The sequence below is a fragment of the Ruegeria sp. L12 genome (assembly GCF_056531745.1).
Genome location: NZ_JBQFMH010000004.1, coordinates 33,590 through 56,882, shown reverse-complemented (window position 1 = coordinate 56,882; position 23,293 = coordinate 33,590). Strand labels below are relative to the sequence as shown.

General features: G+C 60.0%; 23 protein-coding genes. 14 read left to right on the top strand and 9 right to left on the bottom strand.

Features of this window, described 5'->3' with window-relative positions:
- Nucleotides 1-378: 378 nt before the first annotated feature.
- On the bottom strand, nt 379-972 hold the full coding sequence (locus ACR0K9_RS08020) for an HD domain-containing protein (protein WP_480822172.1): 594 nt from the start codon (nt 970-972) through the stop codon (nt 379-381).
- 207 nt (nt 973-1,179) lie between these two features.
- Here ACR0K9_RS08020 and ACR0K9_RS08015 point away from each other — a divergent pair, with 207 nt between their 5' ends.
- The 4 genes from ACR0K9_RS08015 to ACR0K9_RS08000 all read left to right on the top strand — a co-directional run bounded on the left by ACR0K9_RS08015 (nt 1,180) and on the right by ACR0K9_RS08000 (nt 4,236).
- Nucleotides 1,180-1,497 carry a hypothetical protein gene (locus ACR0K9_RS08015; protein ID WP_480534854.1) on the top strand — a complete coding sequence of 106 codons (318 nt, stop codon included), beginning with the start codon at nt 1,180-1,182 and terminating at the stop codon, nt 1,495-1,497.
- A gap of 102 nt (nt 1,498-1,599) precedes the next feature.
- A complete protein-coding gene (ahcY, locus tag ACR0K9_RS08010; protein WP_480822170.1) occupies nt 1,600-2,988 on the top strand; it encodes an adenosylhomocysteinase in 1,389 nt (462 codons plus the stop codon).
- Nucleotides 2,989-3,002: 14 nt separating this feature from the next.
- Nucleotides 3,003-3,749: an extensin-like domain-containing protein gene (locus tag ACR0K9_RS08005; protein ID WP_480822168.1), complete on the top strand. Its 747-nt coding sequence runs from the start codon at nt 3,003-3,005 to the stop codon at nt 3,747-3,749.
- Nucleotides 3,750-3,894: 145 nt separating this feature from the next.
- Nucleotides 3,895-4,236: a DUF2853 family protein gene (locus ACR0K9_RS08000; RefSeq protein ID WP_480534848.1), complete on the top strand. Its 342-nt coding sequence runs from the start codon at nt 3,895-3,897 to the stop codon at nt 4,234-4,236.
- A gap of 225 nt (nt 4,237-4,461) precedes the next feature.
- Here ACR0K9_RS08000 and ACR0K9_RS07995 read toward each other — a convergent pair whose 3' ends face one another.
- Genes ACR0K9_RS07995 through tsaD form a run of 4 tightly spaced genes read right to left on the bottom strand, consistent with a single transcriptional unit; the run spans nt 4,462 to nt 7,211 of the window.
- On the bottom strand, nt 4,462-4,884 hold the full coding sequence (locus ACR0K9_RS07995) for an EVE domain-containing protein (protein ID WP_480822166.1): 423 nt from the start codon (nt 4,882-4,884) through the stop codon (nt 4,462-4,464).
- Nucleotides 4,884-5,153 (bottom strand): YciI family protein, encoded by a 270-nt coding sequence (locus ACR0K9_RS07990; RefSeq protein ID WP_480822164.1) that lies wholly within the window; start codon nt 5,151-5,153, stop codon nt 4,884-4,886. Before ACR0K9_RS07990 ends, ACR0K9_RS07995 begins: the two co-directional genes overlap by 1 nt.
- Nucleotide 5,154: 1 nt before the next feature.
- On the bottom strand, nt 5,155-6,117 hold the full coding sequence (locus tag ACR0K9_RS07985; protein ID WP_480822162.1) for an NAD(P)H-dependent glycerol-3-phosphate dehydrogenase: 963 nt from the start codon (nt 6,115-6,117) through the stop codon (nt 5,155-5,157).
- On the bottom strand, nt 6,114-7,211 hold the full coding sequence (gene tsaD / locus ACR0K9_RS07980; RefSeq protein ID WP_480822160.1) for a tRNA (adenosine(37)-N6)-threonylcarbamoyltransferase complex transferase subunit TsaD: 1,098 nt from the start codon (nt 7,209-7,211) through the stop codon (nt 6,114-6,116). Before tsaD ends, ACR0K9_RS07985 begins: the two co-directional genes overlap by 4 nt.
- 97 nt (nt 7,212-7,308) lie before the next feature.
- On the opposite strand from tsaD, the gene ACR0K9_RS07975 reads away from it, so the two are divergent.
- Genes ACR0K9_RS07975 through ACR0K9_RS07965 form a run of 3 tightly spaced genes read left to right on the top strand, consistent with a single transcriptional unit; the run spans nt 7,309 to nt 10,816 of the window.
- Entirely contained in the window at nt 7,309-8,022 is a 714-nt protein-coding gene (locus ACR0K9_RS07975) for a uroporphyrinogen-III synthase (protein ID WP_480822158.1), read from the top strand.
- A 54-nt stretch (nt 8,023-8,076) separates the two neighbouring features.
- Nucleotides 8,077-9,315, top strand: a complete 1,239-nt coding sequence (locus ACR0K9_RS07970) for a COG4223 family protein (protein WP_480822156.1) — start codon at nt 8,077-8,079, stop codon at nt 9,313-9,315.
- A gap of 10 nt (nt 9,316-9,325) precedes the next feature.
- Nucleotides 9,326-10,816 (top strand): heme biosynthesis HemY N-terminal domain-containing protein, encoded by a 1,491-nt coding sequence (locus ACR0K9_RS07965; protein WP_480822154.1) that lies wholly within the window; start codon nt 9,326-9,328, stop codon nt 10,814-10,816.
- Between the two features lie 19 nt (nt 10,817-10,835).
- Here ACR0K9_RS07965 and ACR0K9_RS07960 read toward each other — a convergent pair whose 3' ends face one another.
- The 4 genes from ACR0K9_RS07960 to ACR0K9_RS07945 all read right to left on the bottom strand — a co-directional run bounded on the left by ACR0K9_RS07960 (nt 10,836) and on the right by ACR0K9_RS07945 (nt 15,056).
- Nucleotides 10,836-12,023 (bottom strand): CaiB/BaiF CoA transferase family protein, encoded by a 1,188-nt coding sequence (locus ACR0K9_RS07960; RefSeq protein ID WP_480822152.1) that lies wholly within the window; start codon nt 12,021-12,023, stop codon nt 10,836-10,838.
- Nucleotides 12,013-13,524, bottom strand: coding sequence for a tripartite tricarboxylate transporter permease (locus tag ACR0K9_RS07955; RefSeq protein WP_480822150.1), 1,512 nt, complete (start codon nt 13,522-13,524; stop codon nt 12,013-12,015). Before ACR0K9_RS07955 ends, ACR0K9_RS07960 begins: the two co-directional genes overlap by 11 nt.
- 1 nt (nt 13,525) lies before the next feature.
- The gene (locus tag ACR0K9_RS07950) at nt 13,526-14,008 is read right to left on the bottom strand and encodes a tripartite tricarboxylate transporter TctB family protein (protein ID WP_480822148.1); all 483 of its coding nucleotides are present in this window, start codon (nt 14,006-14,008) and stop codon (nt 13,526-13,528) included.
- Between the two features lie 67 nt (nt 14,009-14,075).
- The gene (locus tag ACR0K9_RS07945; protein WP_480822146.1) at nt 14,076-15,056 is read right to left on the bottom strand and encodes a Bug family tripartite tricarboxylate transporter substrate binding protein; all 981 of its coding nucleotides are present in this window, start codon (nt 15,054-15,056) and stop codon (nt 14,076-14,078) included.
- A 109-nt stretch (nt 15,057-15,165) separates the two neighbouring features.
- Here ACR0K9_RS07945 and ACR0K9_RS07940 point away from each other — a divergent pair, with 109 nt between their 5' ends.
- From ACR0K9_RS07940 to ACR0K9_RS07910, 7 genes are all read left to right on the top strand, one after another.
- Nucleotides 15,166-15,834 carry a response regulator transcription factor gene (locus ACR0K9_RS07940; RefSeq protein WP_480822144.1) on the top strand — a complete coding sequence of 223 codons (669 nt, stop codon included), beginning with the start codon at nt 15,166-15,168 and terminating at the stop codon, nt 15,832-15,834.
- Nucleotides 15,824-17,191, top strand: coding sequence for a sensor histidine kinase (locus tag ACR0K9_RS07935; protein WP_480822142.1), 1,368 nt, complete (start codon nt 15,824-15,826; stop codon nt 17,189-17,191). The genes ACR0K9_RS07940 and ACR0K9_RS07935 overlap by 11 nt, the downstream gene beginning before the upstream one ends.
- Nucleotides 17,170-18,168 (top strand): ABC transporter substrate-binding protein, encoded by a 999-nt coding sequence (locus tag ACR0K9_RS07930; RefSeq protein ID WP_480822140.1) that lies wholly within the window; start codon nt 17,170-17,172, stop codon nt 18,166-18,168. The genes ACR0K9_RS07935 and ACR0K9_RS07930 overlap by 22 nt, the downstream gene beginning before the upstream one ends.
- 77 nt (nt 18,169-18,245) lie before the next feature.
- On the top strand, nt 18,246-19,328 hold the full coding sequence (locus ACR0K9_RS07925) for an MHYT domain-containing protein (protein WP_480822138.1): 1,083 nt from the start codon (nt 18,246-18,248) through the stop codon (nt 19,326-19,328).
- 140 nt (nt 19,329-19,468) lie between these two features.
- Nucleotides 19,469-20,302 carry an FAD binding domain-containing protein gene (locus ACR0K9_RS07920; protein ID WP_480822136.1) on the top strand — a complete coding sequence of 278 codons (834 nt, stop codon included), beginning with the start codon at nt 19,469-19,471 and terminating at the stop codon, nt 20,300-20,302.
- A gap of 12 nt (nt 20,303-20,314) precedes the next feature.
- Nucleotides 20,315-20,845 carry a (2Fe-2S)-binding protein gene (locus tag ACR0K9_RS07915; RefSeq protein ID WP_480822134.1) on the top strand — a complete coding sequence of 177 codons (531 nt, stop codon included), beginning with the start codon at nt 20,315-20,317 and terminating at the stop codon, nt 20,843-20,845.
- A complete protein-coding gene (locus ACR0K9_RS07910) occupies nt 20,842-23,259 on the top strand; it encodes an aerobic carbon-monoxide dehydrogenase large subunit (RefSeq protein WP_480822132.1) in 2,418 nt (805 codons plus the stop codon). Before ACR0K9_RS07915 ends, ACR0K9_RS07910 begins: the two co-directional genes overlap by 4 nt.
- Nucleotides 23,260-23,293: the final 34 nt, after the last annotated feature.

The following is a 23,293-nucleotide window of genomic DNA, read 5'->3' as shown; positions in this document are numbered from 1 at the left end:
GAGCCGCGCTCGGTCCCGCAATGCGGCGCCGCTGAATGGAATCTGGGAGTTGTCCGACTAAATGTCGGCATCCAACTTACTGACCTGACTGGTTGGCAATCGTAGGGATTGGCAGCTACCCTCCCTTGGTATTTTCGTTGCAGTAGACAAGTTCGAAAAGCAGCCTTTCGATTTTGGAGAGTCAACGGCAGCAAAGTTCTGCATCTGTGAATTTGGGCAATAATTCTCGCTGCAGCATGCATGAACGACCGGTTTTCGCGCCGCACAGCCGCGTAAAAGATGATGCGGTTGCGGAGATTTACGCGCTGCGAGCGCGCGCAGCGAGAAAGTCAAATTTACAGTATGGGCTCAGAGCCGACATTGGAAGAAACTGGTTTTCTATATCAGAGTTAACAACGCTTCGTGCCGCGCTAAATACGCCTCTCGAACTTCAACCGGAGGGCGTAGCGTGATCGTCAAACCCTCTATTACCGCCTTGTCCGGACGCCCAAAAAACTTCGTCGCCTCAGCCTCCGAAAACCCCGCGATCTGCGTCGCCTCCATCCAGGCGCTGATCTTGTCGGCCTTCTTGATCTGCCGTTTCACCGTTTTCGGCACTGCAGCAGGTAATCCGAACCGGATGTGAATGACGGCGGCAAGCCGATCATCCAATGCACCGTAATCCGGGCCAACGGCGGATTTGACGGGGGATATCATATCTCCGATCACATATTCCGGCGCGTCGTGTAACAGGGCCGCCAGCCGCCATTTCACCGGTGCTTTCGGCGCAATCCGGCCAAAAAGCTCTTCGACCAGCAGCGAATGTTCGGCCACGGAATAGGCGAAATCGCCCGCTGTCTGCCCGTTCCAGCGCGCCACAAAGGCCAGACCATGGGCGATATCTTCGATCTCGATATCCACCGGCGTCGGGTCCAGCAGGTCCAGCCTGCGGCCTGACAGCATCCTTTGCCACGCTCTGGGTTGTGTTGCCATTCTGCCATACCTTGTGAAGTTGAACACATTAAAAACTAAATTTTGTGCTAGGATGTACCTGTCAGGATCACCAGCTGCCAACGTTTTCTTGAGCATTCGTGCTTTGAAACAGAACCGATCGATCCCGACATCAAGGACTGAGGGGGGTGCTGACTCCTTTCAGTTGCGCCCCTCTCGAAACGAAACACGTATCGAAAGGAGCTTGCTATGTTCAAGCGTTTGTTTGCAATCGCCCTGACCTTTGGAATGGCTGCCACTGCGCCGCCCGCCTTTGCTCAGAATAACTGTGCCGAACGAGAGCACCTGATTTCCAAACTGCAGGATAACTATGCCGAGGAATTGGCCTTTGGCGGCCTGCAGAAATCTCGGGGTGCGCAGTCTGTGATGGAGGTCTGGACCTCAGAGGAAACGGGAAGTTACACCGTTCTGGTCACGCAAGCCAACGGCATCAGCTGTATTGTCGCCGTTGGTACGGATTTTTTCCAAGCGATCCCGAAGATCAAGGTTGAAGGTACGCCAAGCTGATTTTCAAGGCGTAGATTCCCGTTTCCGGCCATCCACATTGCCACCTGCCCAAAGGAATGCTAGGGGCAGCCCGGATCAAGATTTACCGGAATGGAGCACCTGATGGCCGGGGACTATATCGTTAAGGACATTTCGCTGGCCGGGTTCGGCCGCAAGGAACTGGATATCGCAGAAACGGAAATGCCGGGCCTGATGGCCCTGCGCGCCGAATACGGTGACAGCAAGCCGCTGACCGGTGCCCGGATCGTTGGTTCGCTGCATATGACCATCCAAACCGCCGTTCTGATCGAAACGCTGGTCGCGCTGGGCGCGGATGTGCGCTGGGCGTCGTGCAACATCTTCTCGACCCAGGATCACGCCGCGGCGGCGATTGCCGAGGCCGGCATTCCGGTCTTCGCCATCAAGGGTCAGACCCTGGAAGAGCATTGGGATTATCTGGACAAGTCCTTCCTGTTCCCCGAAGGCCCCAACATGATCCTGGACGATGGCGGCGATGCGACGCTGTACATCCTGTTGGGTGCCCGCGCGGAAGCGGGTGAAGACATCATCCCCGTTCCGGGTTCGGAAGAGGAAGAAGTGATCAAGAAGCAGATCGCCAAGCGCATGGCAGCAAGCCCCGGCTGGTTCACCAAGATGCGCGACCAGATTCAGGGCGTGTCCGAGGAAACCACCACCGGTGTGAACCGCCTGTATCAGCTGGTGAAAGACGGCCACCTGCCGTTCCCGGCGATCAACGTGAATGACTCGGTCACCAAGTCGAAGTTCGACAATAAATACGGCTGCAAGGAATCGCTGGTCGACGGTATCCGCCGCGCCACCGACACCATGATGGCTGGTAAGGTTGCCGTCGTCTGCGGTTACGGAGACGTAGGCAAAGGCTCGGCGGCCTCGCTGCGCGGCGCAGGCGCCCGTGTGAAAGTGACCGAGGTGGACCCGATCTGCGCGCTGCAGGCAGCCATGGACGGGTTCGAAGTCACCCTGCTGGAAGACGAAGTTGCCAGCGCCGATATCTTCATCACCACCACCGGCAACAAGGACGTGATCCGCATCGAGCATATGCGCGAGATGAAAGACATGGCCATCGTTGGCAATATCGGCCATTTCGACAACGAAATTCAGGTGGCCAGCCTGAAGAACCACAAATGGACCAACATCAAGGAACAGGTTGATATGATCGAGATGCCCTCGGGCAATCGTCTGATCCTGCTGTCCGAAGGCCGCCTGCTGAACCTCGGCAACGCCACCGGGCACCCTTCGTTCGTGATGTCGGCGTCCTTCACCAACCAGGTTCTGGCACAGATCGAGCTGTTCACCAAAGGTGACCAGTACAACAACGACGTCTACATCCTGCCTAAGCATCTGGATGAGAAAGTCGCGCGCCTGCATCTTGACCGCATCGGTGTCAAGCTGACACAGATGGACAGCGAACAGGCGGCCTATATCGGGGTGAAACCCGAAGGCCCCTATAAGCCCGAGCACTACCGCTACTGATCGCTGAACCGGGTATGACCGAACCCTCTGGACGCCGCCGGTTTTCGCAGCTGGCGGCGTCCTTTTTTTCGCTTCTTGTTTTTCTGTTTGTCGTTGGCGCTGGAGGCTACTGGCTGTTGGCGCATCCGCAATCCCCGGTGCCGGCGCACTGGAATCCGTTGCGCGACCTGCGCGTGACGGCCCCGGTGACACCGGTGACTGCACTCCAGTTGAACCGGGCGCTGGCGGATGAAGCACAGTGTCGGGCAGCTTTGTCCGGCGCGGGGGTCGGGTTCACTGAATTGGAGGATATGGTCGTCGACCAGAACTGCGGTATCGCCGGTCGGGGTGTGCTGACTGGACTGGTGACTGCCAATATCCGACGGGTCGAGACCCGCTGCACCACCTCTCTGCGTCTGGCCATGTGGGAACACCATGTGGTGCAGCCTGCCGCGCGGGATATTCTGGGCACCGACGTGCGGTCGTTGCGGCACATCGGCAGTTATAACTGCCGACGAATGCGTACCGCACAGGGCGCGCGCAACGGCTGGAGCAGCCATGCCACCGCTGACTCGATCGACATTGTGGGGGTGGAACTGAGGGATGGGCGGAGCCTTATGCTGATTGATGACTGGTCCACGCCCGGCCCCGAAGCAGAGTTTCTGCACCGGATCGGGCAGGGTGCCTGTGACTGGTTCCGTGTGGTGCTTGGCCCCAACTTCAACCGCCTGCACGCCGATCACTTCCATCTGCAAGGCCCTGGCTGGGGCTATTGCCGGTAACCACCAGCCAACGGCCAAATCCGCTTACGGGGAATGTACAGGATTTTTCCCTTTGTCCGCTGTCTTCATATGGCTAGGCTGCGGGCACCTGTTTCAAGGATTTGAACATAACGCCGCAACATCTGTTTTTACGGGAGACTGCTTAATGGGAAAACGCGACGAACTGATCGCCAAATATGCCGAGGATCTGAAATCCAAATGCGGCATCGATGCTGATATGGACCTGCTGACCAAGGTTACCATCGGCTGCGGTCCGGCCATCTATGATGCCGATGCATCGACAGTGGCAGCCAGCCAGGAAGGTGAGCTTGAGACGGTCAAGAACAACTTCCTGATCAAAAAGCTGGGCCTGTCCGACGGTCCGGAACTGATGGAGGCGATCAACAAGGCCATGGAAACCTATGGCATGTCCGAGCGTAACAAGTACCGCGCCGTCGTTTATTACATGCTGACCAAGCATTTCGGCAAAGAATCCGTCTACGGTTGAGCTCGGCACCAGATTTGGAGCGCCCGTCGAACCCGGCGGGCGTTTTGTATTTGAGACGTAATTTAAGGACTTGGCGTTTGAACCGCAGGTCGAAATTCGGCTAGGGTGAACCTGTGACCAGGACGGTCAGAACCAGAGATTTCTATACACGTGTGGTGAGTTGGGAGCACGTGGGGTAGGGAAGGTTCTGCACTGTCAGGGCCTTCCCTTTTATCTGCTGCTTTCCTAGTCCGCCGCAGTTTCGCCCATGGCGCAGATCAACGCCCATTCCGCATCACTGACGGGCTGCACCGAAAGGCGCGAGTTTTTGACCAACACCATCTCATCCAATCGCCCTTCGGCCTTGATCTGATCCAGCGAGACGGGCGTGGTGAACGGGCGCACCGCCTTGATATCCACGCATTCCCAGCGTTCATCATCAGTGGTGCTGTCGGGATGTGCTGCTGCACAAACCTCGACAATGCCGACAATCGCCTTGTCTTTCTGCGAATGGTAAAAGAACCCGCGATCCCCGACCTGCATCTGACGCATGAAATTGCGCGCCTGATAGTTGCGGACGCCATCCCATTCCTCACCCGCATCGCCCTTGGCGACCTGCTGGTCCCAGCTCCAGGTCGAGGGTTCGGATTTGAACAGCCAATATGCCATCAGCCTATGACCTTCTTCCACGGGATCAGCTCAACCGATTGGAACAGCCCCGCCTTGGCATAAGGATCATTGTCGGCCCAGCCCTGCGCAGTGGCCAGATCTTCGACCTCGAGAATGACCAGAGAGCCGATCATGGCATCGCCATCCAGCAGCGGCCCGGCCTGCGCCACAACGCCGGTTTCCTCGATATAGGCCAGATGAGCGGCGCGATTGTCCAGCCGGGTTTGCAACGCACCGGGTTTGTCACGGGCGATCAGGGCGATGAGCATATTATTCCTCCTTGAGTGGGCGACCCAGCAGGGCCTGAATCGCGTCGGTCACACTGTAGGCGCCGCTGCTGAGTTTCGCCACTGTCGTACTGATGGGCATATCCAACCGCTCAGAGGCGGCGATGTCTGACATGGCTTGCGCGGTGGCGACACCTTCGACGGTGGTCGCAGTGGCAAAGGGCTGATTTAGACCCAAAGACAGGCCAAAACGGTAATTTCTGGACAATTCGGATGAGCATGTCAGGACCAGATCACCCAATCCGGACAGCCCCATCAACGTCTCCGGCTGGGCGCCGCGCAGGGCCGCAAAGCGCTGCATTTCAGCAAATCCGCGTGTAATCAGGGCGGCCCGGGCGCTGTCGCCAAGGCCCGCCCCAATTGCGGCCCCGCATCCGATCGCCATGACGTTCTTCAACGCGCCGCCAAGCTCGGCCCCAACCGTGTCGGAGGTGCGATAGAGGCGCAGATTGGTGGTTGTCAGCTCTTGCTGAAGGGAAGCGCCCAATGCGACATCCGCACAGGCAAGCGTCAAGGCAGTCGGCAGCCCCCGGGCGATATCGTCGGCAAAACTGGGACCGGTCAACAACGCCGGATGCGCATCCGGGATTGTCTGGGTGATCACCGAGATTGGCCCAAGCCCCGAGGATTGCTCGATCCCTTTGCAACAAGCCACAAGAGTCTTGCCCGAAAGTGTATCGGTGTGACCTTGCAGCGCCGCGCGCAGCTTTTGCATCGGAACGGCCATGAGCAGAACGTCACTCTGCGCGGCGTCCTGCATGTCAGATGTCACGCGGATCGCATCCGGCAGAGGGACGCCCGGCAGCCGCGCCCTGTTCTCGCGATTCGCAGCCATCGCTTGTGCATGTTCCGTGTCGCGGGCCCACAGGGTGACGGGTTCGTTGCCGGCAAGCGAGATTGCCAGAGCCGTGCCAAACGCCCCCGATCCCAGAACAGAAACGCTCATGCCTTGGCCCCTTTTTTGCCACTGCCCAGCATCGCCGGGCTGGTCTGGTCCAGTGGCCAGCGGGGCCGGGCGGTCAGGCCCAGCCCATCCCGCGCGCCGGTGCGAAACCGCTCGATCCCTGCATAAGCGATCATCGCGGCGTTATCGGTGCACAAGGCTAGAGGCGGGGCCGTAAATCGGGCTCCGTTTTCCGACGAAACAGTCTCTAACGCAGCACGAATCGCGGTATTGGCCGCCACGCCTCCGGCCACGGCAATGACCGGATCTGAAGGGGCCTGCTCAAGATAAAGCGCAATCGCGCGTCGGGTTTTCTCGGCCAGGGTATCCACGATGGCCTGCTGAAATCCTGCGCACAGATCGGCCCGGTCTTGCCGGGTCAGGCCGCCCTTCTCAGTCACGATCTGGTCCCGCATCCGCATCAGCGCGGTCTTGAGCCCGGAAAACGACAGATCGCAACCGGGGCGGTCCAGCAAAGGCCGTGGGAAGCGAAACCGCTTTGGGTCTCCGGTTCTGGCTTCGGCCTCGACGGATGGTCCACCCGGCTGGGGCAGACCCAACAGGCGCGCCGTTTTGTCGAACGCCTCGCCGGGTGCATCATCGATGGTGCCGCCCAATCGCGTGAAGTGGTCCGGGCCATGAGCGATCAGGTATTGGCAATGCCCGCCTGACACCAGCAGCATGAGATAGGGAAACGCAATGCCGTCGGTCAGGCGCGGGGTCAACGCGTGACCTGCCAGATGGTTCACGCCGACCAGCGGCAGACCGGTTGCGGCGCTCAGACCTTTGGCGCACATGACGCCCGACATCACCCCTCCGATCAGGCCGGGCCCGGCGGTAACGGCGACGGCGTCCAGATCACCAAGTCCAATATTGGCCTGTGTTAGAGCCTGTTTGACGCAGATATCCAGCTTTTCCGCATGTGCCCGCGCCGCGATCTCGGGAACCACACCTCCGTAGGCGCCGTGCAGATCTGTCTGCCCATGCACCACGGATGACAGGATCTGAGGCAGCGCACCCCGGCTCTGGCGCACGACTGCTGCGGCTGTATCGTCGCAGCTGCTTTCCAGTCCCAGGACTGTAAGTGTTTGCACCATTGGTCCGATCCGTTGCATCATGATTGGCAAGCGGGGTATCACCCTGCGCAGATGCAAACAATCCCAAGGCCGAAGGCGCCGATAGTTGTATTTGTTGATGACCCGCCCTCGCGCCGCCTCTGACAGGTTTGTCGCGCATCTGCCGGACCGCGTCAGATCGCGGGTCACGCCCCTCATTTCACCGTTGTTGGAGATCAAACCCCTGGCGGTTCCGGTTGAAACCCACGGAGTCGGCGGCTTGATCTTTACCTCGGCCAACGGTGTCAACGCGGCGGTGGCACTGGATGTGGATCGGGATTTGCCTGCCTGGTGCGTGGGCCCGGCGACAACCGATACTGCCAGATCCGCCGGTTGGACGGCCCAAATGGCAGGCGCAACCGCCGAGGAACTGATCGCCAGCCTGCTGCGTCTCAGGCCGCGCAGCCCGCTGCTGCATCTGCGCGGAGAACACAGTCGCGGCAATATTGCCGAACGGCTGACCGGCTCGGGCCTGACCACCCGCGAACAACCGGTTTACCAGCAGCACCTGCTGCCGTTGAGCGATGAGGCATCTTTGGCTGCCGAGGGGGACCAACCGGTCATAGCGCCGCTTTTCTCGCCCCGCTCGGCGCGACATTTTGCCGATGTCTGGGCAGGATCAGCCCCCCTTTGGCTGGCGGCGATCAGCGAAGCAGCGGCGGAACCCCTTAAATCCTTGGCTTTCGAACGGTTGAAGATTGCAAGTGAACCGAACCCGGACAAAATGCAGAAAGCCGTTAAAAAACTTGTGAAACATGCGATGCGGGTTGAGGGCGCGCCGGGTGCGGATTAACTTGGGTGGGTCTGTTGTTCATGTGTATTTGGAATCGATAAGGGGAATAAGGCGGTGGCTGATAAGAAAAAACCCGATCAGGAACCGGTCGAAGACCCCAGTGTCGAAGATGTGGCAGAGGCCACCGATGCCGAAAGCACGGCTGTTTCGGATGACAATCCCGTTGACGCCGAGAGCCCAGCAGACGAGGTGACTTCCGAAGCCGAAGCCGAAGCCGAAGCCGAAGCCGAAGCCGAAGCCGAAGCCGAAGCCGAAGCCGAAGCCGAAGCCGAAGCCGAAGCCGAAGCCGTCGAAGAGAAAGTGATCGAGCGCACCGTCGAAAAACGCGGCGGGTTTATTCCCGCTCTGATCGGTGGAGTTGTGGCTGCGGGGATCGGGTTTGTGGTGGGCAATGGCGGGCTTTCGCCAAAGGGGACGGATAGCTCGGACGCTATTGCCGCGCTTGAGGCCAAGCTGACGGATCAATCGGACCAGATTGCCAAACTGGCCAAATCCCTGAGCGACAGCCCGGATATCTCGGGCCTGACGGATCAGATCAAGGCGCTTTCGGATAAGCTTTCGCCTGTTGAAAACGAACTGAGCACGGTGAAATCCAGTGTCGATACGCTGTCCGGTCAGGTCGGACCGTTGGGCGACCGGCTCTCGGCACTTGAAGCGAATCCGATCGAGGCGGGCGTTTCGTCTGAAACCGCCGCCGCCTTTGAGGCTGAACTGAAAAAACTTCAGGATTCGCTGGCGGCACAGCGCAGCGAAGTAGAAAAGATGGTTGCAGATGCACAGGCGCTTGAGGCCAAAGCCTCGGCCGAAGCGCGCGCGGCGACCAATGCCGCAATCCTGTCGCGGTTGCATGGTCAGTTGGACGCAGGCCAGCCCTATTCAGAACTGGTCAGCGAGCTGAAGGCAGGTGGCGTTGAAATACCTGATGCGCTGGCCGCAGCTGCCGATAACGGGGTTGAGACGCTCTCGGCCCTGCGGGCCTCTTTCGCGCCAGCTGCGCGCTCAGCGCTGGCGGATGCCCGCGATGCGGATAAGGGCACAGGCCTGGTTGCGTTCCTGCAGCGCCAGACCGGCGCCCGCTCGGTGACACCGCAAGAGGGCGACGATCCGGATGCCATCCTGTCGCGTGCCCAGGCGGCGCTTGCGGATGGTGATCTGTCCAAAGCGCTGAGCGATTTGAACTCTTTGCCCGAAGCGGCGCAGACCGCGTTGGCGGATTGGACGCAGGCGGCACAAACGCGGCTTTCGGCTGTTGAAGCTGCGAATACGCTGGCGTCTAGCCTGAACTCGAACTGAAGGACCTGCCATGCTGTGGTCATTGTTAAAGATCCTTGTTTTTGTTGCGATTATCGGCCTGCTGGCCATAGGCGCCGGGTATTTGATGGAAACCAGCGGCGGGGTGCAGATCACCGTCGCGGGCACCGAATACACGCTGGGGCCGCTGCAATCGGTGATCGCGCTGGGCGTGCTGGTGTTTGCGGTCTGGCTGTTCTTCAAGCTGCTGACGCTGCTGGTGGCGACGCTGAAATTCCTCAACGGCGATGAAACCGCCCTGTCGCGATATTTCGACCGCAGCCGCGAGCGGCGCGGCTATCAGGCGCTGGCTGATGGGCTGATGGCGCTGGCCTCGGGCGAAGGGCGTGTGGCGATGACCAAGGCCAGCAAGGCCGAGAAGCTGTTGAACAAGCCCGAATTGACCAACCTTCTGGTGGCGCAGGCCGCCGAGATGACCGGCGACACCAAGAAGGCGGAAGAGACCTACAAGAAACTGGTGACCAACAACGCAACCCGGTTCGTGGGTGTGCGCGGGATCATGAAGCAAAAGCTCGCCTCAGGTGATGACGACACCGCGCGCAAGCTGGCCGAAAAGGCGCTGGCGCTGAAACCCCGCCATGAAGAGACGCAGGATATCCTGTTGAACCTGCAGACCAAGGCGCAGGATTGGGCCGGGGCGCGCTCGACTTTGACCTCGAAGCTGAAAGCGGGCCATTTGCCGCGCGATGTGTTCAAACGGCGTGATGCGGTTCTGGCGCTGTCGGAGGCCAAGGAGATTCTGGCAGAAGGTGCTACTGTCGAACAGCAAGAGCACGCGATCGAAGCCAACCGCTTGTCACCTGATCTGGTGCCTGCCGCGGCGATGGCGGCACGGGCCTATATCGAAAAGGGTAAGGCGCGTGCGGCGACCAAGATCCTGAAGAAAGCGTGGGAGGTGCAGCCGCATCCTGATCTGGCCCATGCCTTTGCCGAGATTGCGCCCGAGGAATCGCCGGAGCAGCGGATCAAGCGTTTCACAGCGCTGACGCGCATTCACCCGGAAAACATGGAAACCCGCCTGATCGTGGCAGAACTGAACATCGTGGCCGAAGACTTCCCCGAGGCGCGTCGTGCGCTGGGCGATGTGGTTGAAACGCAGGGCGATGCACGTGCCTATACGTTGATGGCGGCGATTGAACGGGGCGAAGGTGCCTCGGACGCGGTGGTGCAGGGATGGCTGGCCAAGGCGCTGAACGCGCCGCGCGGGCCGCAATGGGTTTGTGACAATTGTCATGACATTCAGCCCGAATGGGGTCCGGTCTGTCAGAACTGTGGCAGCTTCGATACGCTCAGCTGGCAAACGCCGCAGACACCTGAAATCGCCAGCGCGACGGGTGTGCATATGTTGCCGTTGATTGTCGGCGCGCTTGAGGATCAGTCTGAAGTCGAAGAAGAACCGGGAGACGCCGAAGAGCCGGAGGCGGAAGAGGTGATCGAGGTGCAGGCTGAGCCGGTTGAGGTTGAGAACGAGAAGCGGGCTTAACACGCCACGACAGCCTCACTCATATAATTCCCTCTTGTTTCAGGGCGTCGATATCGGCGTCCGACAAGCCAAGCTCGGACCAGATCGCCGCATTGTCGGCTCCGAGCTGGGGTGGGGAGGTCTGTGGCATCCTGCGCGCGCCATCCATGACCACCGGGCTACCCGTAAGATCCATGTCTTCACCGTGCACGGAAAGGGCACCGATCAGTCCCCGCCCGGCCAATTGCGCGTCCGACAAAGCCTGCGGCACAGTCAATACAGGCCCTGTTGGAACGCCAAGCGCGTTCAGTTCACGGACCCAGTCAGCGGACGGACGGGTGGTCAGCGTGCGCTCAAGCTCGTGCCTCAGGGCATGACGGTTTTGCTTGCGATCTTCGCGGGTTTCATAGTCGGGATGGGTCAGTAATTCGGCGCGGCCCAGATGTTTTGCCAGAGCTTGCCATTGCTCATCCCGATTGGCCGCAATGTTGATTGGGCTGTCAGATGTGGCAAAGGTTCCCGAAGGGGCCGAGGTGGTGTTTTCGTTGCCATGCGCACCCGGTAAGACATCCCCCAGAAGATAGTTCGACACGACCCATCCCATGGTCGAGACAACGGCTTCGGTCATGGCAACGTCCAGAAATGCTCCGCGCGGATTGGCGTTCAGCGCCGCGCTGATCGCAAAGGCTGCAGTCAACCCGCCAACCGTATCGGCCAGAGGATAGCCAACCCGGTAAGGTGCCGTATCGGGCGTGCCAGTGATCGACATAACGCCGCTTAGGCCCTGAACAATCTGGTCATAAGCCGGATCGTCGCGGCGCGGCCCGGTCTGACCGAAGCCGCTGATCGCGCAATAGATCAGGTTGGGGTTTTTATCGCGCAATGCCTCATAACCCAGCCCCAGCCGTTCCATCACGCCGGGGCGAAAGTTCTCGACCAGAACGTCGGCAGTTCGCACCAGCTTTTTGAGCAGCTCCTTGCCCTGCGCGGCCTTCAGGTTCAGAGTGACCGAATTCTTGTCGGCATTCTGCGCTAGAAAGCTGATACCCATTCCGGCCTTGTTGCGCTTGGGGTCCGCGCCCAGCACACGGGCCAGATCACCGCTGCCGGGGCGTTCGACCTTAATGACTTCGGCGCCCATCAGCGCCAGTTGATAGCAACAATAGGGGCCCGCCAGAACATTGGTCAGGTCAAGGACGCGGACCCCTGAAAGTGGCTCAGTCGCCATCTGCGATCCCGGTCGCCCGTGCCCGTGCGCGACGTGCACGGTAGCTTGGCAGTAGAACCAGCAGCACTGCAATGACCAGCAGGCCCAACGTCATCGGACGTTCCCAGATAAACGCGATACCGTCATAAAGCTGCATGGAGCGTGCGAAATTGTCCTCCATCATGCCGCCAAGGATAAAACCGATCAGCAAGGGGGCGAGCGGGTAATCCGCGAATTTCAGCGCCGTCGCACAGACCCCGAAGCCGACCAGTATCAACAGTTCGGTGGCGTTGTTCTGGCCGATATAGGCCCCCATCAGGGTGAAGAACAGGATGAACGGGATCAGATAATTGCGCGGAACGGCCAGCACTTTGGCGATGTAGGGGATCAACGGCAGGTTCAGGATCAGCAGGACCAGATTGCCGATGAACATCGACATGATGACTGCCCAGAAAATCTGCGGCTCATCAATCATCAGGCGCGGGCCCGGTGTGACGTTCAGAGCGATCAGCGCGCCAAGCAGGATGGCGGTGGTGCCGGAACCGGGAATACCCAGAGTCAGCAGCGGCACGAAAGACCCGGTACAGGCCGCGTTGTTCGCCGCCTCTGGCGCGGCAAGGCCTTTGATCGAACCCTTGCCGAACTCTTCCTGCTCTTCTTTTGGGGCAATATTGCGTTCGACTGCATAGCCGAGGAAACTGGCAATCGTCGCGCCCGCACCCGGCAGGACGCCGATGAAGAAGCCCTGCGTTGACTGGCGTCCTATGACCGGCGCGATGGCTTTCGCCTCGTCTTTCGTGATGCGCAGGTCTTTGATTTCACCGTCATCCCCCTGCAGGTCCTTGGGCTTGAGGACAAGGAACAGCGCCTCGGGCAAGGCGAACATCGCCATCGCCAGTGTGATGAAGCCAAAACCGGATTGCAGGTCCATGATGCCCATGGTGAAGCGCGGCAGGTTGAACAGCGCACCCTCGCCAACGGTGGCCATGATCAGGCCGAGGATGGTCATGATCAGCGCCTTGGCCACCTGACCCGAACCCGCGAAGGCGGCGATGGCAGACAGGCCGACAACCATCAGCGCGAAGTACTCGGCGGAATGGAACAACAGTGCGACTGAGGACAGGGCTGGGGCGAATACCATCAAAAGGATCGCACCCAGCGTACCACCGGCGAAACTGGCAATTGCGGCAATGGTCAGCGCCTTACCGGCCTTACCTTGCCGCGCCATCGGATAGCCGTCAAAGCTTGAGGCCACGGTGCCCGCGACCCCCGGCGCGTTCAGCAGGATGGACGAGGTCGACCCCCCGAAAATCGCGCCGTAATAGACCCCGGCCAACAGGATCAGCGCCGCCGAGGGGTCGCCCATCGAAATCGCCACCGGGATCATGATCGCGATAATCGACATCGGGCCCAATCCGGGCAACATGCCGATAAACGTGCCGATCAGGCAGCCGGCCACGACCATCAGAAGGTTTTGGAGTGAGAATGCCGTTTGCAGGCCAATCAGAAGTCCTTCGAGCATGTCAGCCTCCGAAAATGCCCGGCAGGGGGCGCATGTAAATTCCAAGAACTTGCTGAACCAGATACCAGACTGATCCGGTCGCGATCAGGGCGACGGGCAGCATGATATGCCACTTGCGCTCACCCAGAATGTAGGACCCGATGATCAGGAAGGCCGAGGTTGCGATCAGAAAGCCGATCGGGCGCAGGCACAAGGCGTAGACGACCATCAATACAAGCAGGGAAACCGCCTGACCCAAATGGTATTCGCCCAGACGTCGGTAATCGATTTCTGCCTCTTTCAACTCGCTCTTCTCAAAGCCCAGCAGGATGATTGTCGTGGCGATGATCCCCAGAATGGACAGAACCTTTGGGAAGGTGCTGGGCCATATCGGGTTTCGTTGCATGAAAGGGGGCAGGCTGCCGTCCATGGTGAACCAGGCCGCATAGCCATAGGTCAGACAAATCCCCAGCAGAACAAGCGCGATCCAGCGATCCAGCGCCATGGTGTCCCCTCCCATATTGTTGTTGTTTGTGGGGGCAGAGCGGTTGTCCGCTCTGCCAAAGCCGCCTTTAGAGGAAGCCCAGTTTCTTCATCAGATCGCTGATCTGCTTTTCCTGATCTTCGAGGAAAGCCTCAAAATCAGCGCCCGAGTTGTGGATATTCACCCAACCATTGCGGGCGCGCACCTCTTCCCATTCGGGCGTGTCGTACATCTTGGTGATGGCGTCCTGATAAGCGGCCAGCTTATCTTCGGGTAGTCCGGGGGCTGCGAAGAACCCGCGCCAGTTGACGAAGGTGGTGTCGATCCCCTGTTCCTTCATGGTCTGGGCATCGGGTGCTGCGTCCACACGCTCTTCGGCGGTGACGCCGATAATCTTCACCTCACCCTGATTGGCCAGATCGACCGCTTCTGAGAAACCGGTCGACAGGGCCGCGATTTCGCCGGACAGCAGCGCCGCCATGGCTTTTCCGCCCGCATCATAGGGGATGTATTTGACGCCCAGCGCGTCCTTGCCAGCCGCTTCCATCACCATGGCCGCAACCAGATGGTCCATGCCGCCCGGGACCGAGCCGCCGCCGATTGCGGTAGCGCCCGGATCCGCGTCATAGGCTGCCAGCAGGTCTGCCATCGAGTTGATCGAGCTGTCCTTGCCAACTACGATGGCCGCATAGTCGCCGATGGTGCCTGACACCAGGGTCAGGTCGCGGAAGTTATGCGGGAACACGCCTGTCAGCGACCGGATCACGATGGGCGTTGAGTTCACCATTAGGGTTCCGTGATTGCTTTCGGCGTTTTCGATCAGATAGCCGATGGCCTTACCGCCACCGCCGCCTGACATGTTCTCGTAAGAAGCGGTGCCGACCAGCCCTGCGTTGGTCAGGGCCTCTCCGGTGCCGCGCGCGGTGCCGTCCCAGCCGCCGCCAGCGCCGCCGGGGATCAGAAAGTGGATGCTGTCCATCACCTGATCCTGCGCCAGCGCAGGTCCGGTCAGGCCAATAGCAGCCACCGCTGCGATCAGGGCGCGACGGCCCAGTGTGAATGTAGTCATGATGTCCTCCCATTTGACATCCGGCCGCGGGGCGGCTCAGATTACTCCGAAGTTTAAACACACGAACCTGACATCAACCTGTCACGCGTTAGGATACGCCCCGGCCCTCATGAAATTCCTTTTGGTCGAAGATAACCTGGATCTTGCAAACGCCATGTGTACCCGTATGCGTCAGGACGGACATGTTGTTGATCACGCATCGAAATTGGACGATGCGACGGCCTATGCCGAGATCGAGGAATATGATCTGATCCTGCTGGACATCATGCTGCCCGACGGAGATGGGCGGGACTTTCTGCAACGTCACCGGGCCCGTGATCCAGACACTCCGGTCATTGTTCTGACCGCGCGCAGTCAGGTTTCGGATCGAATCGGATCGCTGGATCTGGGGGCAGATGATTATGTGACCAAACCCTTTGATCACGCCGAGCTTGAGGCCCGCTGCCGCGCTGTCCTGCGCCGCAATTCCGGTATCGCCAGGTCGCGGATCGAGGTTGGCGGGATCGTGTTCGACCCGGTGGCCGGTCATCTGAGCGTCCGGGGCGAAACGATATCCCTGCGCAATCGCGAGCTGCGGATGATGGAGCTTTTCATCAACGCCCCCGGTCAGGTCTTTTCGAAACAGAAATTGGCCGACAGGTTGTTTTCTTTCGACGACAACGTCTCGGACAACGCGATCGAGGTCTATGTGGGCCGGTTGCGCAAGCACCTTGAAAACTCCGAGTTGAAAATCACCACCCTGCGCGGGTTGGGCTACAGGCTGGACCATGACGGTTAGCCCGGCAGTTTCAGGATCACTCAGAAATCGTCTGGTGCTGGCACTGATCAGCGGCGCGGCGTTGCTGGCCGTTCTATTGTTCTTCGCGGTCCGAAATTATGCAGCACAAGTGGCGCAGCAGGGGCAGGACAACATCCTTGGTGCCTCGGCGGCATCGATCCTCGACGCGGCGGCGCTGCGCGACGGGCAACTGGAGATCGATATCCCTTATGCCGCATTTTCCATGCTGGCGACCCCATCGGATGACCGTGTTTTCTATGCGATCTTTCAGGATGGCGCGTTCATATCGGGGTACGAGGACCTTCAGCTTGCCCACAACGCAGACGATGGCAACTGGTTCTTTGGTGCTCGCGAGTTGCGGGGCGAGCGCGTTCGGCAGGTCAACGCCAGCCGCACTCTGGTCGGTCTGGGCCGCCAGACAGAGATCGAGGTTGCGCTTGCGCAGACACAGGATGCGCTGGCGGAAACGCTGGATCAGATTTCGCGCAATGCGGCGTTTCTGGGGATGGGGTTTTTTGTGCTGACAGCGGCCCTGTCTTTCTGGGTCACAACCGCAACCATCGGGCAGCTGAACAAGCTGACGACATCGGTGACCCGTCGCGGTCCGCAGGACCTGAGCCCATTTCGAAAACCGGTGCCCAAGGAAATGGCGCCTTTGGTGTCTTCGCTGAATTCCCTGATGGGGCGGCTGGATCAATCGCTTAGCCAGTCCGAGGATTTCATTGCCGAGGCGGCGCACCGGGTGCGGACACCTCTGGCAACCGTCCGGTCCTATGCCGAGGCGACCCTGCAACGGGTCGAACGCAAGGAAAACCGCGAAGCCCTGCGTGCGATGGTACGGGCCATCGACGAAAGCTCTCGTGCGGCGGGGCAATTGCTGGATCATGCGATGATCACCTTCCGGGCCGATCATCTGGAACGAGAGGAGCTTGACCTTGTTGCCCTGACCCAAGAGCTTGTGCAACGCCTGACGCCCATCGCCGAGATGAAGGACCTGTCACTGTCTCTGACGGGCGATGCTTCTGTGCGGTATTCGGGTGACCCGATCCTGCTGCAGAATGCGGTGCGCAACATGGTCGACAACGCGTTGAAATACGCACCCCCCGACAGCACGGTCGAGATCAATGTCACCACAAGCCCTCAGGTCCAGATCAGCGTCATGGACTCGGGCCCCGGGTTTCCGCCCGATGAGATTAACATGCTGACCCGCCGGTTTGAGCGCGGCCAGAACGCCGCCGGGACCATCGGCTCGGGCCTTGGGCTGACCATCGTGCAGGACGTGGCAACCGCGCATGGCGGTGCGCTTGTTCTGACCAACCAACCAGAGGGCGGCGCATGCGTTATCTTATCGCTCTGATCCTGTTGCTGCTGCCGCATGTGGGAACAGCCGAGGACTGGGAGGATCGTCAGCTATTCAATGAAGGTGCCGATGGCGTACCGTTGCGCGTCATTTCCAGCACCGACACTATTCTGTTCGCGCCGTTCATCGAAGCATTTATCGTAGAGAATCCCCAGATTAGTGTCGAATATCTGGTGTCTGGCACTGCAGATATCTATGAACGCGTGCGCGCGACACCCCAAGAGTTCGATGTCGTCATCTCAAGTGCGATGGATCTGCAGCTGAAACTGGCCAATGACGGTTACGCGCTGCCGCTGGACGGTATGACCGTCCCCGCATGGGCGCAGTGGCACGACAGCCTGTTCGCCTTCACCTCTGAACCTGCCACCATTGTGGTCAATCGGGCCGCCTTTGCGGATCAGCCTGTTCCGCAAACACGTCAAGGCCTGATCGAAGCGCTGCGCGAACGGCCCGAGACGTTTCGTGGCAAGGTCGGAACCTATGATGTGCGCCAATCCGGACTGGGTTATCTGTTCGCCACGCAAGATGCCCGCGCGTCAGAAACCTATTGGCGCCTGATGGAGGTGATGGGCAGTCTGGGTGTCCGGTTGTATTGCTGTTCTGGCGACATGATCCGCGATCTGGCAGACGGGACAATACTGGTCGCCTATAACGTGCTGGGCAGCTATGCGGCGGTTCAGGCCGAAGGCAAACACGCGCTTGAGATCGTATTACCGTCTGATTTTCAAACCACGATGATGCGCACCGTCATGGCCCTTGATGCCACGCAGCAACCCGATGTTGCTGAGTTGTTTGTTCGCTCCCTGATAACCGGCATGGCGCAATCTCCCAAGACGACGCCGCTGCCTGTGCTTTCGCAATCGGGTGAGAGCGAGCAGGAGGCAATCGGCCTGAACCCGGCTTTGCTGACCTATCTGGATGTTCTCAAACGCAGAAAGTTCATCTCGGCCTGGGAAAATGCGGTTATCCAATAGTGATGTCTGCCCTGATTGTCCCGTGCGATCCGGTTTGCTAACGTCACCCTCGCGTCGGGGAGGGCGTTCGAACCCAAATGCTGGATTATTCGCATAACGCCTGGCTGGTGGCGGCGTCACTGGCTGTGGCGCTGATGGCAGGATTCACCGGCCTCTATCTGACCCATGGTGCATCCCGGCTGGACAGTCAGCGGCGCAAGCTGGTGGTTGCATTTGCGGCGGTCATTCTGGGCGGCGGCATCTGGTCGATGCACTTTGTCGCCATGCTGGGCCTGCAGCTGCCGATTCTGTTTTATTATGACGCTCTGATCACTCTGATATCCGCGCTGGCGGCGATCCTGATGGTCGGGCTGGCGCTGTTGCTACTGCATTTCCGCCGGCGCACGCCCCGGACAATGATCGGGTCAGGGGTGATCGTGGGCCTTGGGATCGTGGCGATGCACTATATCGGCATGGCCGGAATGCAGCTGTGTCGCCCGGTCTACAATGTGCTGGACGTTGCTCTGTCGACGCTGGCCTCTGTGGTCCTGTCGGTGGCGGCCATCTGGGTCGCTTATGGCAACCGTACGCAGCGCAACATCCTATTGGGCACAATCTGCTTCGGGCTGGCCGTGTTCACCATGCATTTCGTGGCCACCGGTCTGACCGATTTTGTTGCCAGCGACAGTGCTGGCGGCGCAGGGCCAGCGCTGGACAATCAGGTTCTGGCGATGGGTGTTACCGTTTCGGTCTTTCTGATCTGCGGTGGGTTTCTGCTGACCGGCATCTCGTTTATCGAACCAACGGAACAGCCCGCGCCGGTACCCACCCCCGAACCAGCAACCCTGCGCGCTGGCGTTCCGTTCGAGCGTGAAGGCCAGACCTATTTCACCGAACCAGCCAGCATCGCCGCCATCCGGGCCGAAGGACACTATACCGTCCTCTACATTGGGGCCGAAAAACTGTTCTGTCCCTGGTCGATTACCGAGGCCGAGTCCCGCCTGATACCAGAGGGCTTCCTGCGCGCGCATCGCAGCTATCTGGTGAACCCCAAACATGTCTCGGGCTTCGAGCGGCACAAGGACAACGGCACCTGCTATTTCGACGGCGTGGATGCGTTGACAAAGGTGCCGGTCAGCCGGTCGCGACTTGCCGACATTCGCGAGGCGCTGGGCCTCTAATCGCAACTCGTGCAGCTTATTCGCAACTGGTGAAACAAGCTGCGCGCCCCGTTTCCGCTGGCTGGAACCGCTGAACCCCTCGCCCTTTCCTGATCCTCAGGTCCCCCAAGGCATTTTGTCCGGACCCAGGGAGGAAAAACATGATACCAGCCGGTTTTGAGTATCACCGGCCAGGCGACATCGCCTCGGCCATCGGCATTTTGCAGGAACATGGAGACGAGGCGCGCGTGATCGCGGGTGGGCACAGCCTGATCCCGATGATGAAACTGCGTATGGCCGAGATGGGCCATCTGGTCGATCTGCAGGCCATAGATGAGCTGAAGGGCATCGAGATCGGCTCTGACACCGTGACACTCGGCGCGATGGTGACGCAGCATGAGTTGATCACGCATGACGAGCTGGCCGCGGCGATTCCGCTGATCCGCGAGGCAGCGTTGCAGATCGCCGACCCGCAAGTGCGTTATATGGGCACCGTCGGCGGCAACGTGGCCAATGGCGATCCGGGAAATGACATGCCGGGGTTGATGCAATGCCTGAATGCGACGTTCGATCTGTCCGGCCCGGATGGCGCGCGCAGCGTGGCGGCGCGTGATTTTTATGAGGCAGCCTATTTCACCGCCCGCGAGGATGAGGAAATCCTGACCCGCATTTCGATCCCGATGCCGGCTGCAGGCGTTGGTCAGGCTTACGAGAAACAAAAGCGCAAGATCGGCGATTATGCGACTGCCGCCGCTGCGGTGATGGTTGGCAATGGCACAGCCTCGGTCGCGATGACCAATCTGGCCGACACACCGATCTGGTCCGAAGGTGCCAGCAGCGCCTTGGTGGGCGGGGATGTTGACGGCTGCGTGGCGGCAATGCTCGATGCGATTGACCCGGTCGAGGACAACCGCGGACCCGTCGAATTCAAGAAACATGTGGCCGCCGTGGTGCTGCGCCGCGCCATCGACCGCGCGCAATGCCGCGCAGGTTGAGGGGAGATAAAAATGTCGAAAATGCACGTCAAACTCACCGTGAACGGACGCGAGGTCGAAGGTCTGGCCGAGCCGCGCACGCTGTTGATCCATTTCCTGCGGGAAGACCTGAAAATCACCGGCCCTCATATCGGTTGCGAAACCAGCCATTGCGGGGCCTGCACCGTGGATATCGACGGCAAATCCGTCAAATCCTGCACCACCTTCGTGGCGCAGGTGAACGGCGCCGACATTACCACCGTCGAAGGGCTGACCAATGATGACGGCAGCCTTGGTGTTCTGCAGGAAATGTTCCGCGAACATCACGGGCTGCAATGCGGTTTCTGCACGCCGGGCATGATCACCCGCGCGCATCGCTTGCTGCAGGAAAACCCGAACCCAACCGAAGAGGACATCCGCTTTGGCATGGCCGGGAACCTGTGCCGCTGCACAGGGTATCAGAACATCGTCAAGGCGATCTCGGCTTCGGCAGACATGCTGAACGCTCAGGAGCCCTCAAGTAGCGAAGCGGTAGGGCAAACAAAAGTGGAGGCTGCGGAATGAACGATCAAACCATGACCCCCGAAGAACGCGCCGCCAACCTCAAAGGCATGGGCTGCGCCCGCAAACGCGTCGAGGATGTGCGCTTTACCCAAGGCAAGGGCAATTACGTCGATGACATCAAGCTGGACGGGATGCTGTTCGGCGACTTCGTGCGCTCGCCCTATGCCCATGCGCGTGTCGTGAGTGTGAACAAAGAGGCGGCCCTGGCGCTGCCCGGCGTGATCGCTGTTCTGACCGCCGAAGACCTGTCACCGCTGGGCCTGCACTGGATGCCGACGCTGGCCGGCGACAAGCAGATGGTTCTGGCGGACGGCAAGGTGCTGTTCCAAGGTCAGGAGGTTGCCTATGTGGTGGCCGAGGATCGCTACATCGCAGCAGATGCGGTGGAACTGATCGAGGTGGAATACGAAGAACTGCCTGTCCTCACCGATCCGTTCGAGGCGTTGAAATCCGATGTGGTGCTGCGCGAAGACCTTGACGGCCAGACCGAAGGCGCGCACGGACCCCGGAAACATCACAACCACATCTTTACGTGGGAGCAGGGCGACAAGGACGCAACCGAAGCCGTTCTGGCCGAGGCGGACGTGGTCGCCGAAGAGATGGTCTATTACCACCGTACCCATCCCTGCCCGCTGGAAACCTGCGGCTGCGTGGCGTCGATGGACAAGGTGACCGGCAAGCTGACGCTTTATGGTACGTTTCAGGCCCCGCACGCGATCCGCACGGTTGTGTCGCTGATCTCTGGCGTTGCCGAACACAATATCCGGGTGATCAGCCCCGATATCGGCGGCGGGTTTGGCAACAAGGTGGGGGCTTATGCGGGCTATGTCTGCTCGGTCGTGGCCTCGATCGTGACCGGCAAGCCGGTGAAATGGGTCGAGGACCGGATGGAGAACCTGATGGCCACCGCCTTTGCCCGCGATTACTGGATGCAGGGCAAGATTGCCGCCACCAAAGATGGCAAGATCACCGGCCTGTGGTGCCATACCACGGCGGATCACGGAGGGTTCGACGCCTGCGCCGATCCGTCCAAGTTCCCGGCGGGGTTCATGAATATCTGCACCGGGTCGTATGACATCCCCACTGCCTATCTGGCCGTGGATGGCGTCTATACCAACAAGGCGCCGGGCGGGGTGGCCTATCGCTGTTCCTTCCGGGTGACCGAGGCCGCCTATTTCATCGAGCGGATGATCGAGGTTCTGGCCATCAAGCTGAACATGGACGCCGCCGAGCTGCGCCGGATCAACTTTATCAGGGCGGATCAGTTCCCGTATCAGTCGGCGCTGGGCTGGGAATATGACTCGGGCGATTATCACACAGCCTGGGACAAGGCACTGAAAGCGGTGGATTACCAGGGTCTGCGGGCGGAACAGGCGCAGCGGATCGAAGACTTCAAAGCTGGCAAGACCCGCAAGCTGCTGGGGATCGGCCTGACGCATTTCACTGAAATCGTCGGGGCCGGGCCGGTGAAGAACTGCGATATCCTTGGGATGGGCATGTTCGATTCATGTGAAATCCGCATCCACCCGACCGGCTCGGCCATCGCGCGTATCGGTGCGATCAGTCAGGGGCAGGGCCATGCCACGACCTTTGCCCAGATCATCGCCAGCGAGATCGGCCTGCCCGCCGATGACATCACGCTGGAGGAAGGCGACACCGACACCGCGCCTTATGGGCTGGGGACCTATGGCTCACGCTCGACCCCTGTGGCGGGCGCGGCCACAGCGATTGCGTCGCGCAAGATCCGTGCCAAGGCGCAAATGATCGCGGCCTATCTGCTTGAGGTTCATGACGATGATCTGGTATGGGATGTGGACCGGTTCGCCGTCAAAGGCGCGCCCGAGCGGTTCAAGACCATGAAAGAGATCGCCTTCGCCGCCTATAATCAGGCCATTCCGGGGCTGGAGCCCGGTCTGGAAGCGGTCAGCTATTATGATCCGCCGAACATGACCTACCCGTTCGGGGCCTATGTCTGCGTCATGGAGATCGACGTGGATACCGGAGAATGGGAGGTCCGGCAGTTCTATGCGCTGGATGATTGCGGGACCCGGATCAATCCGATGATCATCGAAGGTCAGGTCCATGGCGGCGTGACCGAGGCGCTGGCCATCGCGATGGGGCAGGAGATCGCCTATGATGAGATGGGCAATGTGAAGACCGGTACGCTGATGGATTTCTTCCTGCCCACTGCGTGGGAGACGCCGAACTACACCACTGATCACACGGTGACGCCCTCACCGCATCATCCGATTGGTGCCAAGGGTGTCGGGGAAAGCCCGAATGTGGGGGGCGTGCCTGCGTTCTCGAATGCGGTGCATGATGCGTTCCGACCTTTCGGGTTGGTGCAGAGCCATATGCCGCATGATCACTGGCGGATCTGGAAAATCGCCAATGGGTTGGGGATGCACGGGTAATCGGTTTCGAACCGGCAGATGCCGGTCCGACCGA